General features: G+C 56.2%; 19 protein-coding genes. 12 read left to right on the top strand and 7 right to left on the bottom strand.

Features of this window, described 5'->3' with window-relative positions; translation table 11 throughout:
- Positions 1–16 precede the first annotated feature (16 nt).
- The 3 genes from ACQZ51_RS07845 to ACQZ51_RS07835 all read left to right on the top strand — a co-directional run bounded on the left by ACQZ51_RS07845 (position 17) and on the right by ACQZ51_RS07835 (position 2,947).
- Complete coding sequence (locus ACQZ51_RS07845) at positions 17–913, top strand: LysR family transcriptional regulator VtlR (RefSeq protein WP_320198555.1); 897 nt, start codon at positions 17–19, stop codon at positions 911–913.
- 582 nt (positions 914–1,495) lie between these two features.
- Positions 1,496–1,786 (top strand): ArsR/SmtB family transcription factor, encoded by a 291-nt coding sequence (locus ACQZ51_RS07840; protein ID WP_448776298.1) that lies wholly within the window; start codon positions 1,496–1,498, stop codon positions 1,784–1,786.
- 48 nt (positions 1,787–1,834) lie between these two features.
- Positions 1,835–2,947: an alkene reductase gene (locus ACQZ51_RS07835; protein WP_448776297.1), complete on the top strand. Its 1,113-nt coding sequence runs from the start codon at positions 1,835–1,837 to the stop codon at positions 2,945–2,947.
- A gap of 98 nt (positions 2,948–3,045) precedes the next feature.
- On the opposite strand, the gene ACQZ51_RS07830 is transcribed toward ACQZ51_RS07835, so the two are convergent.
- Positions 3,046–3,297, bottom strand: coding sequence for a DUF2188 domain-containing protein (locus ACQZ51_RS07830; protein WP_448776296.1), 252 nt, complete (start codon positions 3,295–3,297; stop codon positions 3,046–3,048).
- Between the two features lie 187 nt (positions 3,298–3,484).
- On the opposite strand from ACQZ51_RS07830, the gene ACQZ51_RS07825 reads away from it, so the two are divergent.
- Positions 3,485–4,600 (top strand): calcium:proton antiporter, encoded by a 1,116-nt coding sequence (locus tag ACQZ51_RS07825; protein WP_448776295.1) that lies wholly within the window; start codon positions 3,485–3,487, stop codon positions 4,598–4,600.
- 49 nt (positions 4,601–4,649) lie between these two features.
- On the opposite strand, the gene ACQZ51_RS07820 is transcribed toward ACQZ51_RS07825, so the two are convergent.
- Positions 4,650–5,852: a pyridoxal phosphate-dependent aminotransferase gene (locus tag ACQZ51_RS07820; RefSeq protein WP_042617288.1), complete on the bottom strand. Its 1,203-nt coding sequence runs from the start codon at positions 5,850–5,852 to the stop codon at positions 4,650–4,652.
- Positions 5,853–6,057: 205 nt separating this feature from the next.
- Between ACQZ51_RS07820 and ACQZ51_RS07815 the strand changes: the two genes are divergently transcribed.
- From ACQZ51_RS07815 to ACQZ51_RS07800, 4 genes are all read left to right on the top strand, one after another.
- Positions 6,058–6,975, top strand: coding sequence for an EAL domain-containing protein (locus ACQZ51_RS07815; protein ID WP_448776294.1), 918 nt, complete (start codon positions 6,058–6,060; stop codon positions 6,973–6,975).
- 234 nt (positions 6,976–7,209) lie between these two features.
- Entirely contained in the window at positions 7,210–7,482 is a 273-nt protein-coding gene (locus ACQZ51_RS07810; RefSeq protein ID WP_155398778.1) for a hypothetical protein, read from the top strand.
- Positions 7,483–7,607: 125 nt separating this feature from the next.
- A complete protein-coding gene (locus tag ACQZ51_RS07805; protein ID WP_448776293.1) occupies positions 7,608–8,504 on the top strand; it encodes a DMT family transporter in 897 nt (298 codons plus the stop codon).
- A 447-nt stretch (positions 8,505–8,951) separates the two neighbouring features.
- Positions 8,952–9,167 (top strand): cold-shock protein, encoded by a 216-nt coding sequence (locus tag ACQZ51_RS07800; protein WP_042617292.1) that lies wholly within the window; start codon positions 8,952–8,954, stop codon positions 9,165–9,167.
- A 155-nt stretch (positions 9,168–9,322) separates the two neighbouring features.
- On the opposite strand, the gene ACQZ51_RS07795 is transcribed toward ACQZ51_RS07800, so the two are convergent.
- A complete protein-coding gene (locus tag ACQZ51_RS07795; RefSeq protein ID WP_448776292.1) occupies positions 9,323–9,967 on the bottom strand; it encodes an MBL fold metallo-hydrolase in 645 nt (214 codons plus the stop codon).
- Between the two features lie 188 nt (positions 9,968–10,155).
- On the opposite strand from ACQZ51_RS07795, the gene ACQZ51_RS07790 reads away from it, so the two are divergent.
- The 4 genes from ACQZ51_RS07790 (at position 10,156) to ACQZ51_RS07775 (ending at position 13,626) form a co-directional block, all read left to right on the top strand.
- Positions 10,156–10,755: a DUF1236 domain-containing protein gene (locus tag ACQZ51_RS07790; protein WP_448776291.1), complete on the top strand. Its 600-nt coding sequence runs from the start codon at positions 10,156–10,158 to the stop codon at positions 10,753–10,755.
- A gap of 218 nt (positions 10,756–10,973) precedes the next feature.
- The gene (locus tag ACQZ51_RS07785; RefSeq protein ID WP_311272307.1) at positions 10,974–11,492 is read left to right on the top strand and encodes a MarR family winged helix-turn-helix transcriptional regulator; all 519 of its coding nucleotides are present in this window, start codon (positions 10,974–10,976) and stop codon (positions 11,490–11,492) included.
- Between the two features lies 1 nt (position 11,493).
- Positions 11,494–12,207: a response regulator gene (locus ACQZ51_RS07780; protein WP_042617296.1), complete on the top strand. Its 714-nt coding sequence runs from the start codon at positions 11,494–11,496 to the stop codon at positions 12,205–12,207.
- Positions 12,208–12,264: 57 nt separating this feature from the next.
- A complete protein-coding gene (locus ACQZ51_RS07775) occupies positions 12,265–13,626 on the top strand; it encodes an ATP-binding protein (RefSeq protein WP_448776290.1) in 1,362 nt (453 codons plus the stop codon).
- 14 nt (positions 13,627–13,640) lie between these two features.
- On the opposite strand, the gene ACQZ51_RS07770 is transcribed toward ACQZ51_RS07775, so the two are convergent.
- The 4 genes from ACQZ51_RS07770 to ACQZ51_RS07755 form a co-directional block, all read right to left on the bottom strand.
- On the bottom strand, positions 13,641–13,982 hold the full coding sequence (locus ACQZ51_RS07770; RefSeq protein WP_448776289.1) for a tRNA-binding protein: 342 nt from the start codon (positions 13,980–13,982) through the stop codon (positions 13,641–13,643).
- Positions 13,983–13,993: 11 nt separating this feature from the next.
- A complete protein-coding gene (proC, locus tag ACQZ51_RS07765; protein WP_448776288.1) occupies positions 13,994–14,812 on the bottom strand; it encodes a pyrroline-5-carboxylate reductase in 819 nt (272 codons plus the stop codon).
- Between the two features lie 4 nt (positions 14,813–14,816).
- Entirely contained in the window at positions 14,817–15,317 is a 501-nt protein-coding gene (locus ACQZ51_RS07760; protein WP_448776287.1) for a YbjN domain-containing protein, read from the bottom strand.
- A gap of 452 nt (positions 15,318–15,769) precedes the next feature.
- A complete protein-coding gene (locus ACQZ51_RS07755; protein ID WP_042617301.1) occupies positions 15,770–16,033 on the bottom strand; it encodes an accessory factor UbiK family protein in 264 nt (87 codons plus the stop codon).
- Positions 16,034–16,105: the final 72 nt, after the last annotated feature.

Here is a 16,105-nt window from a genome sequence, read left to right as displayed (position 1 = left end):
GACACACCGCATGCCTATGCCGTTAGACTGGGACAAACTGCGCATATTTCATGCGGCTGCCGAAGCTGGATCTTTCACCCATGCAGCAGACAAGCTGCACCTTTCGCAATCGGCCATCAGCCGTCAGGTCAGCGCGCTTGAGCAGGATGTCGGCGTGAAGCTGTTCCACCGGCATGCGCGCGGGCTTATCCTGACCGAACAGGGCGAATTGCTGTACCGGACGGCGCATGACGTTCTTCTGAAGCTTGAAACAGTCAAGATGCAGCTGACCGAAACGACGGAGAAGCCGAGCGGCAAATTGCGCGTCACCACCACCGTTGGCCTTGGCCAGGGATGGTTGACGGACAAGGTGCAGGAATTCCTGCAGCTTTATCCGGAAATGGCGATCCAGCTCATTCTCGACAATGAAGAGCTGGACGTGAACATGCGCCACGCAGACTGCGCCATTCGTCTGCGCCAGCCGCAACAGTCCGATCTGATCCAGCGCAAGCTGTTTACCGTGCACATGCACGTCTATGCAGCCCCTTCCTACATCAACCGCTACGGCGAGCCTCAGTCCATCGAGGATCTGGATAATCACAAGGTCATCTCGTTCGGAGAGCCCGCGCCAAACTATCTTCTTGATGTGAACTGGCTGGAAAATGCCGGGCGCTCATCGGACAATACCCGCCTTGCGCATTTGCAGATCAATAGCCAGACATCCATAAAGCGCGCCTGCCTTCTGGGCATCGGCATCGCCTGCCTGCCGGACTATATTGTTGGCCGCGACCCCGGCCTCATCCAGCTTTCCCTACCCGCAGATATTCCGTCGTTCGATACCTATTTCTGCTACCCGGACGAATTGAAGAATGCGGCCAAGTTGAAAGTCTTCCGGGATTTTGTTGTTGCCAAGGCGCGCAACTGGAATTTCTGACCCCGGAAATTAGATTTTGTCGTTTTGAAACAGATGATTAGCAAGCGAATTTACCTCGCTGGCTTATGTCATTGTGTAAAGCAATGCGAAATAAATATGACGAAAATCACGAGCAATGCACCATGCGCAGGGCTGGCCTGCACAAAAAACAGTTGAACGATGCCCAAATAAGCATCATATCGCACACAGCTGATGCACACGGCGGCTTTTCCTCCCAGTTCCGCCGCGTCAGCTGTTCCCCTCTGGAGGTTTTTTAACCTTCACACTTATAAGGGCCCTGGAGTAATCCGGTGGCCCTCTTTTTTTACCCGCAACAATTTTCTGATGAACAGCCGTTTGTTGAACAAATGGCCCTTGTTCTTGAACGCTCGTACTTCCATATTCTCTAAAGCTGTAGGAGCTGCTGTTGGCCCTATCAGCTGTTCCCCTCTGGAGGTCTCGACCTTCAAACTGTCAGGCCGCGGAGAAATCCAGCGGCCTTTTTTTTGGCCAGAGTAGTCCGGGGAAAGAAAATCGCCCCCTGCCCTTGATATCGATCATTCTCGATATAAATATCGTTATGGACAGATATACGAGAAAGATATGAACCACGAAGACGCCTTGAAGGCCATTGCTCATCCGGTTCGGTTGAAGTTTCTGGAATGGCTGAAGCAGCCGGAACAGCACTTCAATCAGGCACATCCCTTTACCATGGGCGTGTGCGCGCACCAGTTCGAGATATCAGGCCTATCGCAATCAACAGTCTCGTCCCACCTCGCTGCCTTGCAGGCAGCCGGGCTGATCAGATCGCGAAAGGTTGGGCAGTGGAATTTTTATGAGCGTGACGAGGAGAATATCTCCCAATTTCTCAGCTATCTGAACCATAAGCTTTAAGCGCGCCTATTTCGGCGCTCTCGACCTCCAAGAAGAGAAAGCAATTTCATGACAAAACTGTTCGAACCGGCCCAGGCTGGCGATATTTCCCTGGCAAACCGCGTCGTTATGGCCCCTTTGACGCGCAACCGTTCCCCGGGCGCCATTCCCAACAACCTGAACGCCACCTATTACGAGCAGCGTGCGACGGCGGGCCTGATCGTGACTGAAGGCACGCCCGTTTCCCAGCAGGGACAGGGCTATGCGGATGTTCCCGGCCTTTACAAGCAGGAATCCATCAACGGCTGGAAGGCCGTGACCGAGGGCGTTCACAAGGCTGGCGGCAAGATTGTCGCGCAGATCTGGCACGTTGGCCGCGTCTCGCACACATCGCTCCAGCCCCATGGCGGCCAGCCGGTTGCACCATCTGCCATCAGGGCCAATTCGAAGACTTACATCATCAATGATGATGGAACCGGCACCTTTGCCGAGACGTCCGAACCACGCGAACTGGGCCTCAGCGAAATTCCCGTCGTTCTGGATGATTTCCGCAAGGGCGCCCGCGCGGCCATCGATGCCGGTTTTGATGGCGTCGAAATCCACGCGGCCAATGGCTACCTGATCGATCAGTTCCTGAAATCCGGCACCAACCAGCGCACGGATGAATATGGTGGGTCCATCGAAAACCGCGCGCGCTTCCTGCTCGAAATCGTGGATGTGGTGGCCAAGGAAATCGGCGCAGGCCGCACAGGCGTTCGCCTCTCCCCCGTAACGCCTGCCAACGACATTTTCGAAGCAGAGCCTCAGCCACTGTTCGAATATGTTGCACGCGAACTGGGTGGCCGCGGGCTTGCCTTAATCCACGTGATCGAAGGTGCAACGGGTGGCCCGCGTGATTTCAAGCAGGGCGACAAGCCTTTCGACTATGATGCGCTGAAAGCTGCCTATACCAATGCTGGCGGCAAGGGCCTGTGGATCGCAAACAACGGTTACGACCGGGAAACAGCCATAAGCGCGACGGAAAGCGGCAAGGTTGATGCGGTTGCCTTCGGCAAGGCGTTCATTTCCAACCCGGATCTTGTGCAGCGCCTGAAGGACAATGCACCGCTCAACGAGCCGAACCAGAATACGTTCTATGGCGGCGGCGCAGAAGGTTACACCGACTACCCGGCGCTTGCATAAGCACTGACATCAAACGCCGCGTATTCTCAACGGGATGCGCGGCGTACCGCACCATCGAGAAAACTTGGGCGATGCATGCGCGATTTGACGCCCGGTCATTAGCCTGGACTACGGTCAACCACTTCGGCCTCTGGCCTGTCGCCGCCAAGGCTGTGTTCCACGTGCCAGTGGCCGCGCTCATCCTGATAGTAGATTTCTTCGTCTTCGCCGCCCACCTGCTGTTCGGCAGCGGCAATGCGGGCTGCCTGCACGGCGTCGGAGTGGGATGGAAATGCCTCGGAATAAGCGCCGCTCATCCTGTAGGCCCAGCCTCCATCATGCTCAACAATCTCGTAGACCACTTTGGTCATGCGCACTTCCTCCTGATAGATTGAAGGAGCGTGGCAACCTTTGCCGCTAACGTGCATTTGAAGAACAAGATCGCGGCACAATCGCCATGTCCTTGAAAACCACTATCCTACCAAATCGCCCAATGTGCAAATGTCACATCTTGCCGCAGCATTGTTATTGATCAGTCCATGATACGGAAGGCCGAATATGTCGATTGCCACCAGGCTGAAACAGGAGCGTATGCTGCTTGCAGCCGTGCCTTGCGCCATTGCCGCTTATTTCGCCGAGCATATGGTGATGGAGCAAAGCAAGACGCTGTCCTTTATCGTCGCCGCAGCGCTGATCGGGGTCATTATTCTGGTGTCGATGCGGGTTGCCCATCATGCCGAAATTCTGGCGACCAAGGTAGGAGACCCCTATGGCACGATGATCCTAACGCTCTCTGCCGTGGCCGTAGAGGTGCTGATCCTTGCCATTATCATGCAGGAATCCACCTCCCCAACACTGGTGCGCGATACGATCTATTCCGCTGTCATGATCGACATCAACGGCATTCTCGGCATCGCCGCCCTTCTGGGCGGCCTTCGCCACGGCGAACAGCCTTACAATGACGATTCGGCCCGCACCTATGTCGTGATGATCCTGACCGCCATGGGCATCTCGATGATCGTACCGGAATTCATTCCGCAGGCGAAGTGGCACTATTATTCCATCTTCACCATCGGCGCGATGATTACGCTCTATGCGCTGTTTCTGAAAATGCAGGTTGGTCCTCACAGCTACTTCTTCAGCTACAGCTATCCGCGCAACGAGCGCAAGAAATCCGCAGCGGAGCAGCAGCAGGAAGCGGATGAGCACGATGAAAACGGCCCCGCCTCCTACTCGATTGCGATCATTCTGATCGGCGTCGTCATCATCGGCGCTCTGGCGGAATTCATGTCGGCATTCCTCAGCAACGGGCTGGAAGGCAGCGGCGCGCCGCTGGCATTGATGGCCGTTGTGGTGGCCACCATTTCGGCAGCACCGGAAATCATGACGGCCATGCGCTCTGCCCTTCGCAACCGCATGCAGTCGGTCGTCAACATCGCCATGGGCGCCTCGCTATCGACCGTCATCCTCACCGTGCCGGTCATGGAAGGCATTGCGCTTTATACCGGCCAGCCCTTCATCATGGCCATGACGCCGGTTCAGACTGTGATGGTCTTCATCACCCTGTTCGCCGCCGCTATCAACCTCAACGACGGTGAGACGAACGCCATTGAGGGCATGACGCACTTCATTCTGTTCGCAGCCTTCGTGATGCTGCTGTTTTTGGGGCTATGAATCAAAAAGGCCCGGTCTAGACCGGGCCTTCGATATTAGAAAATCGCGATTAGCGGCAGTTTGCGCAGAAGCGCTGAATGCGGTTGCACGCCTCTTCCAGCAACTTCTCAGATGTCGCGTAGGAAATGCGGAAGTTGGGGCCGAGACCAAAGGCCGAGCCGTGAACGACAGCAACGCCTTCCGTTTCCAGCAGCTCCGTCACGAAATCCTCATCCGTTTCGATGACCTTGCCCGATGGGGCTGTCTTGCCGATGAGGCCAGCGCAGGATGGGTAAACGTAGAACGCACCTTCCGGCATTGGGCAATTGATGCCCTTGGCCTGGTTGAGCATGGAAACAACCAGATCACGACGGCCTTCGAAGATTTTCTTGTTGGCCGGAATGAAGTCCTGCGTGCCGTTGAGCGCTTCCACGGCTGCCCACTGCGCAATGGATGTCGCGCCTGATGTCTGCTGGCCCTGAATCATGTCCATGGCCTTGATGAGCTGCAACGGGCCAGCGGCGTAACCAATACGCCAGCCGGTCATCGCATAGGCCTTGGAAACGCCGTTCATCGTCAATGTGCGGTCATAGAGCGATGGCTCGACTTCGACAGGCGTGACGAATTTGAAATCGCCATAGGTCAGGTGCTCATACATGTCGTCGGTCAGAACCCAGACATGCGGGTGCTTGACGAGAACATCGGTCAGCGCCTTCAACTCATCATGGGTGTAAGCTGCACCCGACGGGTTGGAAGGCGAGTTGAACAAGAACCACTTGGTCTTTGGCGTGATGGCCTTTTCCAGCGCTTCCGCGGTCAGCTTGAAATTGCCTTCCAGCGTGGTTTGAACAAACACCGGCGTGCCACCGCATATCGACACCATTTCCGGGTAGCTGACCCAATAAGGTGTTGGAATAACAACTTCGTCGCCGGGGTTAAGCGTTGCCATGAAGGCATTGAAAAGAATCTGCTTTCCACCCGTGCCGACGATTGTCTGCTCTGGCTTGTAGTCGAGGCCGTTTTCGCGCTTGAACTTTTCAGCGATAGCTTTGCGCAGCTCGGGAATACCCGAAACCGGCGTGTATTTCGTTTTGCCGGCGTTAATCGCGGCAATGGCTGCTTCCTTGATATTGTCGGGCGTATCGAAATCCGGCTCGCCTGCGCCAAGACCAATGACATCGCGACCCTGCGCCTGCAATTCGCGGGCTTTCTGGGAAACGGCGATGGTAGCGGAAGGCTTTACGCGGGAAAGAATGTCGGCAAGGAAGGCCATTTTTATCGGTCCTGTTGAAATTGACATCGGCAGAGGTCTGCGACGGTCGCCCTCTGCGCGACTTGGTATGTAGAAAGACAAGGTCTCTTTCAAGACCAAATGCCATGAAAACGTTACCCCTAAGTCATTTATAAGCTGCTTAACCAGCGCGAAACGCTTTTGCGTTACTGTGTACAGGTTGAAATGATCTTCCGGGTACACCGACATGACACCGAAAAGCATTTTCTCCAATCTTGTGCGCGAAGCTGATGGCTCCTGGTCCACGACCTATGCGCCTTTCACACTCAAATCGGCGCTCCAGCCGATTTTCCGGCGCCTGCCCGATGGGCGTCTCGATATCGATTCCTTCGAGGGTCTTGTTCGCCCCTATCAGGGCCTTGAGCTGGTACCGCCCGCCCAACTGTTCGCTCAAGTGCGACCCGGCGACATCGAAGCGATAGACAGCATTCTACGCACCATCCACATCTTGAATACCGGCGCGCTGGAGCGCACACGCGCCCGCATCTTCGTCAACTTTCATCCCGGCCTGTTTCGCACCCCGGCAAAGATGCGGCAGGAAGTGGAGCGCATGCGGCTTTCGGCCCATCAAGCGGGCATGTCTGCGGATCGCATCGTGTGCGAAATTGCCGAGAACGGCGCCTCAGAGGCGAGCCTTCTTGCAGATTTTGCCGGACACATGCGGGCCATGGGTTTTCGCGTTGCCCTTCCAGGCTTCGTGGCCGGTGATACCGATATTGAGCGCGTGAAGCTGATCAAGCCAGACTACGTGAAATTTGAGGCAGCGTGGGCGCGTGATTTCATGCGCAATTCGGCAGGGGCCGCCTTGTTGCGCGTCATCGTCAAACAGTTCGAGAGCGAAGGTATCGAGCCGATTTTCGAAGCACTCGAGGAGACACGCGAAATCGCCATCTGCAGGGACCTCGGTGTCTCGCTGATGCAGGGCTATGCGCTGGCCCGACCTGAAGTTGCGCCAACGACCTTCGACGACCGGTTCCCGGAGCTTGCCTCTGGAGCGCGATCACCGGCTTATGCCGCTCCGCGCCAGGAGGCTTCACGCCCGAAATCACCGGTTGAGCCGCGTGGTCCAAAACCGGTGCGCACCTTCGGAAAACGCGGAATTTGAACGCTGTTTAAACCCCGTTAACCACTGCCTTGATATGGCCACAATAAATACGCCGGAGAGTCCGATTTCGGTCTCCATGGCGTCCACTTCCAAGCCAATTTTAAAGCCTCGTCGCGCAATTCGATTGCAGCGACGCATGACTTCCATTTCTTAAAAAAATTCGACACGCAACGACGTGCAACAGGGACCGCAACGATGTTTCTCAATGATCGGAAGTCTGCAGACCGGCTGAGAATGCAACGGATACTCTTTACGCTGTGGATGGCGCTGGCCGCCCTCATTGTGATGATCACCATGGCAGCCGGGCTGGCCACATCATCCCATGCCGCTGAAATGGTAGATCCCATCCACACATCCGCCATTGCCGCCGCCCCCATCTCCCAGGCATCCGACCGCATATTCGTGATCGTTCTTCTGGTCACAGGTTTTGCGACCCTGGCCGTTGGTGGCATCATGCTGACAGTGAACAGCATTCGCGAGACATTCCAGCGCCAGCGCCGCGACTGATCGGCCCGCTTCGAACCATCTGCAAAGGCCCCTCGCCTGTTCTTGCCGTGGCAATTCTTAGCTGATAGATCAGCGCCACGTTCAAAAGGGTTATGCGGTCGCACGGCCCCTGCTTTTGGTGACCCATGACCCGCATTCAAGCCAATCTCGTTCTCTTGCTCGCCGCTGCGATCTGGGGTGGCGGCTTCGTGGCGCAATCCACCGCCATGGATACGATCGGCCCGCTCTGGTTTGTAGGGCTGCGCTTTGCCATTGCGGCATTTGCCGTGCTGCCCTTCGCCATGATGGAAACCCGCCGCTTGAAGTCACCGCCGAGCCGGGGCGAGTTTAAGGCGTTCATTCTCGTCGGTCTCGCCTTGTTGATGGGGGCAACCACCCAGCAGGTCGGGTTGTTGACGACATCGGTCACCAATTCCAGCTTCCTCACCGCACTTTACGTCATCTTCGTGCCGGTGATCGCCGTCGTCATTTACCGACGCTACCCGCACTGGGTCGTCTGGCCCGGCGCATTGATGATGTTGTGCGGAATTTTTCTCCTGTCTGGAGGAAGCATGAGCAGCCTGACCACCGGCGACATGCTGAGCATCGTCTGCGCCTTCTTCTGGGCAATCCAAATCACGCTGGCGGGGCGGTTCGTCATGCAAAGCAATCGGCCCCTTGCACTCTCCTGCACGCAGTTTGCCGTCTGTGCGGTGCTGAGCATGCTCGCGGGCGCCTTCGTGGAGCCCATCAACTACACGGCAATCGCATCCTCGATCTATGAGATCCTTTATGTCGGTCTCGTCTCCTCGGGCCTGGCTTTCGTGCTGCAAGTCATCGGTCAACGCTACACGACAGCGCCTCAGGCCGCGATCTTTTTGTCGTCCGAAGCCCTGTTTGGGGCCATGTTTGCGGCAATGTTCCTGCAGGAAAAAATTTCGCCCGCAGGCTATATTGGCTGCGCCATTATTTTCACCGCAATATTGCTGGTTGAACTGGTTCCTGAACTGTCAAAACGCAAAAACGCGCGCGCCATTTCTTGAAATACACAGCTTCACGCGAACCTATACTCTAAAAACTTTTACTCTTTTTGCGCGAAATTTTGTGTAAAATCGTATCGATTGCGATGTTTTCGTTTCACAACTGCTAAAGCACGAGAAAAAATCTGCTATTGGCCGCAAAAACCGCTTTGAAAGAGGTGAACGGCAGCGGAATATGGCCCAAAACTTTTGCTTGCCAATTTAGAATAAACACAGCAATCTGTTGCTGTTCAGGCGAGTTACGAGCATGGGAAGGCCTAAAAAACAAATGCCTCGGGGATAAAAACTTCGAGCGGCGGGGACAAAAATAACGTTGATCAGAACGTCAAAAGCTTTCCACGCAAAGGTCCATATTCTCAACATTCAAAAACTGCCTGCCGTACGCCCTCACGGGCAAAACTGTAATGCTGCCTGGAGCTGAACACGGGCAGAGCGAAAAGGACCTGATGCATGGCCGAGACTGGCACCGTTAAATTCTTTAATACAGACAAGGGCTTCGGCTTCATCAAACCAGACAATGGTGGCGCCGATATCTTTGTTCACATCTCTGCCGTACAGGCTTCTGGCCTGTCCGCTCTTTCGGAAAACCAGAAAGTAAGCTTCGACACAGAACCTGATCGTCGCGGCAAAGGACCAAAAGCAGTCAATCTCCAGATTGATGGCTAACCTCTGACGACTTTCTATTCTCGTTGAAGCCCGGCAGGAATGCCGGGTTTTTTTGATTTTCGGACAGCAGCAGACAATTCACACTGCTGATTGAAACGCACGACACAGTCGCCGCGCGTGTCAGGCTCATGCAATTGCAACCTTGAGGCTGCCGACTAGATGCCCTTAAGATAAGGGTTGGTGCGGCGCTCCTCGCCGATGCGGCCTCCGGGGCCGTGGCCGCAGATAAAGCCAACCTCATCACCCAATGGCAGCACCTTGTCTCGGATCGAGGCGAGCAATTGCTCCTGGTTGCCGCCGGGAAGATCGGTCCGGCCAATCGAGCCGCTGAACAACACATCGCCAAGATGGGCGAAAGCCTGCGCGCGGTTGTAATAGATGACGTGGCCGGGTGCGTGACCGGGGCAATGGTAGACCTCGAACACGTGATCGCCGAAGGAGACGGTGGCCCCATCCTCCAGCCAGCGATCCGGCAACACATTCTGAAGTCCGGGAATACCGTAGGTCTGCGCCTGCGTCTCGATACGCTCCAGAAGCGGCTTGTCATCCTCATGCGGCCCGACGATGGGCAGAGACAGCTTTTCCTTCAGCTCCTTTGCACCGCCAGCATGATCAAGATGACCATGTGTGAGCCAGATTTCTTTCAGCTTGATACCGTTTTCGGTCACAGTCTGGATGATGACATCGACATCGCCACCCGGATCGACAATGACGCCTTCCTTGGTGTCTTCATCGAAAAGGATTGTGCAGTTCTGCTGAAATGGCGTCACGGGAATAACGCCCGCTTGTAGCTTACCCATGGTCTCTCCTTCTCAAAAAACAGCATCTCTATAGACTGCTCGTCACGGTTAAACAACAAAGCGGCGGCGTTTGCGAAGCCTGCCAAATATCCATTGCGTTTGAGCCGATTGTATTTTAGCGATGATGAAATTCGGAACAGACCTGATGTTCGCGCGTTCTTGCCCCGACCTTCAAAGGAGTGAGACCAATGAACAAGAAGCTCAAGATCATGATTGCCGGTGGCGCTTTCGCGTTGCTCGCCGGATATGCCAATGCAGCAATGGTTGCCACGACAGCGTCCGATCTTTCCGTGCGGTCCGGTCCTGGTGAGGACTACCCGGAAGTCGGTCTGGCTACACGCGGCAGCGATGCCGTGCTTGATGGCTGCATCGACGGCAGCGCCTGGTGCCGCGTCGAGGTGAACGGCCTGCGTGGTTGGGCGAATGCCGATTACCTCAACGTGATGTATGAAGGCGCGCCGGTTATTCTTCGTGAGCGCCGCAGCGACATCAACGTTCCAGTCGTGACCTATGAGAAGACATCCAATGTTCAGTCAGAGCCGAACCCGGGCGACCCGAACCTTGGACGTGTCGGTGAGGTGAACCCACCTGAGCAGGTCATGACCTACATTGACCAGCATCCGGGCGAAACGATCACCTATGATGGCGACGTCGTTGTTGGCACGACTGTTCCGGCTGGTGCGCAGATGGTTGCTGTTCCTGATTACGAATACAGCTACGTGCGCATCAACGACCGTGCGGTTCTGGTAGAGCCAAGCACACGTCGTGTTGTTTACGTCTACGAGTAAGCATTCGATTTCAGATTTGAACGACAGAAAGAGCGCGGCATGTCCGCGCTCTTTTGCGTTCACCGGCCTGCGTGCCCATATTGATGTTGATGTCCAACCGACACCATATTATCGATCGCAACACAAAATGATCACGCCTATCCTCCCGTTCGCCGCATTTTCGGGTAGTGTCTCGGCATGTGTACCAACCGGCACCCGTGGCCAGCCAGAATGAAGGAATGACAGTGCCTGCGCAGTCGCTGAAAAAGACCGCTCTCAAGCAAGCCCCTGCGCTTCCGCATGTCGATGACGGAAAGATCGACTTCGATACGATCGAGGCGTTTTTCTTTGCCTATCGAGATTTCGTGTCCGACCCTGATGTGATCCTCTCCAAGCTGGATTATGGCCGGGCGCATCATCGCGTGGTGTATTTCGTCTGCCGCCAGCCGGGCATGACCGTGGCCGACCTGCTGGACACGTTGCAGATCACCAAGCAAAGCCTTGCGCGCGTGCTGAAGCAATTGATCGATGATGGCTATATCCGCCAGATGGCCGGGCCTGAAGATCGCCGCCAGCGCAGGCTTTATCCAACACTGACTGGCCGTGAACTGGCGCTGGCACTCAGCGATCCCCAGTCTCGCCGCATCGACCGGGCGCTGGAAGCCATGCAGCCAGAGGCACGGGCATGCGTGCGCGAATTTCTGGCGCGCATGCGTGATCCCGCCACCGACAGAGTTTTGAACGCAGTGGAGGAATGACATGGTGAGCAATTCGCCCCGGCAGCCATTGGCGGATGACGACGCCCCTCACCTGCTGATCGTTGATGACGACTCGCGTATTCGCGCTTTGCTCCAGCGCTTTCTGGGTGACAAGGGCTACCGCATTACCGCAGCAGCAGATGCCGCCGAAGCACGCCGCAAGATGGAGGGCATACGCTTCGATCTGCTGATCCTGGATGTGATGATGCCCGGCGAAAACGGATTGTCGCTGACCAAGTCGCTCAACGAAAACAAGTCCGTTCCCGTCATTCTTCTCACGGCGCGTTCAGAAGCCGATGCGCGGATTGCGGGTCTGGAAGCCGGTGCCGACGATTATCTGGCAAAGCCGTTTGATCCGCGTGAGCTGGTGCTGCGCATCAACAATATCCTGAGGCGCAACGCCTCGCCCGACACGCCAAAAATCGAACAGATCATCTTCGGGCCCTATAATTTCTCCGTGCCGCGCAAGGAATTGCGGCGCGGTGCGGATATCATAAGGCTGACGGACCGCGAGCAGGACATCATGCTTCTTTTTGCCCTGCGTTCCGGCGAAACCATTCCGCGCCACGAGCTTGTGGATGCCGAGGCAGATGTGGGCGAACGCACCATCGACGTGCAGATCAACCGGCTTCGTCGCAAGATCGAGGACGACCCTGCGAACCCGGTTTACCTCCAGACAGTGCGTGGCATCGGCTATCGTCTGAGTGTCGATTAAAAGCCTGTGCCCCGCGCAGGCGAGTGAGAGTGGGCGAAAATGGCAATCGGCGATTTGATGACCGCAGTTCAAGACAGCGCCCCCATGCGAGCCTGGCGTTCTTCCGCCCGCTGGCTGCGGCACTGGCTGCCGACGGGCCTTTACACGCGTTCGCTTCTCATCATCATCCTGCCCATGGTCTTGTTGCAGGTCGTCGTAGCTGCCGTCTTCATGGAGCGCCACTGGCAGCTGGTGACCGAGCGCCTCTCTGCCGCCGTGACCCGCGATATTGCAGCCGTCATCGAATTGCTGGAAACAGATCCGGAGGAAGATGACTACCAGAGGGTCATCAACATCGCGCGCGAAAAGCTCGATCTCAGTGTCTATATCGAGCCGAAACAGGAGTTGCCGGAGGCGCGGCCTCAACCCCTGTTCTCCATCCTCGATACCATTCTGGCAGACCAGATTCGCCAGCAGATTGGCAAGCCCTTCTGGCTCGACACTTTCGGCAATGGTGCGCTGGTGGAAATACGCATCCAGCTTGATGACAAGACGCTGCGCGTCTTCACGCGTCGCAGTCAGGCCTATGCTTCCAACACGCATATCTTCCTCGTCTGGATGGCGGGCGCTTCGCTGGTCCTGCTTGGAATTTCCATTCTGTTCCTGCGTGGCCAGATCAGACCCATTCTGGCGCTGGCAAAAGCCGCGGAAAGCTTTGGTCGTGGGCAGAAAATGACAGCCTATTCGCCCAGAGGTGCCGATGAGGTACGCCGCGCTGGTCTTGCCTTCATTTTGATGCGGGAGCGCATCGAGCGGCAGATGGAACAGCGCACCGCCATGCTGAACGGCGTCAGCCACGACCTTCGCACCATCCTCACCCGCTTCAAGCTTCAGCTGGCGCTGGCGGCTGACAACCCCGATCTTGAAGGGTTGGACAAGGACGTCGACGATATGCAGTCCATGCTGGAGGCCTATCTGGCCTTCGCACGTGACGACACAGAAGAGACGGTTGGAACGCTGGAACTTGGCCCCCTGTTCGACAGGTTCGCCAGTGATTTCCAGTCCTGCGGAAAGACCTTCAGCTACCAGCTCAACGGTATCCAGGAGCTTTCCGTCCGCCCCACTGCATTCTCTCGTCTGCTCGGAAATCTGGCAGCGAACGCGCATCGCTATGCCACCACGCTCGCCGTTGAAATTCGCAAGGCACCCAGATCGATTACCTTCGTCTTCGATGACGACGGCCCAGGCATTCCGGAACATTCGCGGGAGGATGTGTTCAAGCCGTTTCATCGTCTGGATGAAGCGCGCAATCTCGATGCCTCCGGCACCGGGCTTGGCCTGTCCATTGTGCGAGACATTGCCCGAAGCCATGGTGGCGACGTGACGTTGGATGACAGTCCGCAGGGTGGATTAAGAGTGATCGTCAAAATACCGGTCTGAGATGCAGATTGGCCTCAGCACATCTTCTCGCCGTTGGGAACGGCACGTTCCACACCTGCCAGCACGATGGCACCGTCGGTGTCAGCAAAACCGAGCGTCAGGACCTCAGAGCGGAAAGGACCAATCTGGCGTGGCGGGAAATTGACGACCGCCATAACCTGACGCCCAAGGAGGGTTTCAGGCGTGTAATGCACGGTGATCTGGGCAGAGGATTTCTTGACGCCAATCTCTGGCCCGAAATCGATTTTCAGCTTGAATGCAGGCTTGCGCGCTTCCGGAAAAGCTTCGACCTCGACAACAGTGCCGACACGAATATCGACCTTCTCGAAGTCTGCATAGGTGATCGGCTCACTCATCGAGGACCTCTTTAAACAGCCAGCTCTTCAGCGCGTTTTCTGGCTGCAGCAATAGCCTTATCAAACAGCGGCTGCATGCCATTGTCATCCATCAGAACGGAGAGTGCTGCCGCTGTCGTGCCGCCGGGCGATGTGACGTTCTTGCGCAAGCGTGAAGCGTCCTCGGGGGACTGATGAAGCAATTCACCAGCCCCCGCGACGGTTTCCCGTGCCAGGCGCATGGCGAGGTCCGCCGGCAAGCCGCATTTGCGACCTGCCTCTGCCATGCACTCCACGAGATAAAAGACGTAGGCAGGGCCACTGCCGGATAATGCTGTAACGGCGTCGATATCGCCTTCGGTCTCAACCCATTCCACCGGTCCGCTGACCTTCAGCAGCGTCTCGACGAGGGAACGCTGCTGCTCGCTCACCGCCTCATTGGCGAATGCACCCGTAACGCCGCGTCCGACCATCGCAGGCGTGTTCGGCATTGCGCGGATGGCCGCGGATTTACCGAGAAGCGCTTCGATACCATCCAGCGTCTTGCCCGCTGCGATGGACACAACAACGGTTTGTGGCCCGACCATGGATTTCAACGCAGGCAGAACGACGTCCATCAGTTGCGGCTTGACGGCCAGAAACAGAATGCCAGCAACCGTATCTTCCGGTGGCGCGGTGAGGTGTGTGGCACCTGCATCGGTAATCACGCCCATCATAGCGTCCGATGGACCTGGATCGATCACGATGACCGACGAGCCCGTGACGCCCTTTTTCAGCCAGCCAGAGAGCAAGGCGCCGCCCATATTGCCAGCGCCAATGAGAACAAGCGGACCAGATGCAAGCGACACCATAGGCTCAGGCTTCCCCGACTGTTTCGAACAGCGCGGCTTCCATGGCAGACTTGGCTTCCATCCCGGACCAGACAACGAACTGGAATGCCTGGAAATACTGTTCGCAAGCCTCAAGCGCGCTGGAGAGCAGCACTTCAACCTGCTGGTTTGTTGGCTCCGCGCCACCTGCCAGCAACAAGGACTGACGGAAAATGACGACATCTTCCTGACGCCACAGATCGAAATGCCCCATCAGCGTCTGGCCGTTGACATGTGCCAGAAGGCGAATGACTTCATTCACGCGATGATCGGCGATCTTAAGATCGAATGCGCAGGCCAGATGCAGCGCTTCGAACTGCTCCATCCACGAGAACGAGACGTGATAATCAGCCCACTTGCCCTCGACGGTCATAGCGATTTCATCTTCGCCGGAGCGCTCGAACGACCAGTCGTTGGACGCGGCAACGAACTCGATCATATCGACCGGGTTTGAGTAACGCTCGACTTCAAATTCCATTAGGCTCATACGGCACCTTCTCAGCCGGAAATGAATGTTCTGTCTCGCACGCAAAGGCACAAAAACGCACACGCAAATGCCGGATTTCAATACTTACGGATGATGCCCGACGCCGCCAGAATAACGCTGCAAACATGTCTGGAGCTTACGGGGTTCGTTTCGAATCATCATTGAAAATCAGTGTATAACGAGCGAGTCCCCGCGCCACCCCCGGCATCCCGTTTTTACAATCAGAACTGTGTATATCTCCTCTTACGAAACCTCAGTTGTGAGTCATAACTGACTCTGCCAATTGTGTTTTTTGGACGTTTCCACAGACGTTAAAAAAAACTGAATGAAATTGCTTGCTTGTGGGTCCCGAATCCCCACTGCGGCGCAAACTGCTTCGAAACGGCACAGAAATGAAAAATGCCGGACCTTTGGGAAGGCCCGGCATCAGAATCAACGGTCAAAAAAGTGGCTCAGGAAGCGGTCGTGGAGGACTTCGCTTCCAAGGCTTCGATGCGTGCGCGCAGAGCGTCATTCTCGTCGCGGGCCTGAATGGCCATTTCGCGGACGGCTTCGAACTCCTCGCGCTTGACGAGATCGAGGCTGTTCAGCCAACGCTCGGCCTGCGCATGAAAAGCGGATTCAACTTCCTTGCGCATTCCCTGCGCGGCACCGGCCGCATCAGTCATGATCTTGGCGAATTCATCGAAAATTCGGTTGGTTCCGGTCGTTGTCATGGTGCTGTTTCCTCATGAATATCTGGAAAGGTCATTTGCTCTTCCGGGTCATGTATCTCAGGTAGGCACTCA

It is taken from the genome of Agrobacterium sp. CG674 (assembly GCF_053521645.1).
Note: the sequence above shows the minus strand (reverse complement) of the source record. Positions and strands in the feature narration are given on the sequence as shown.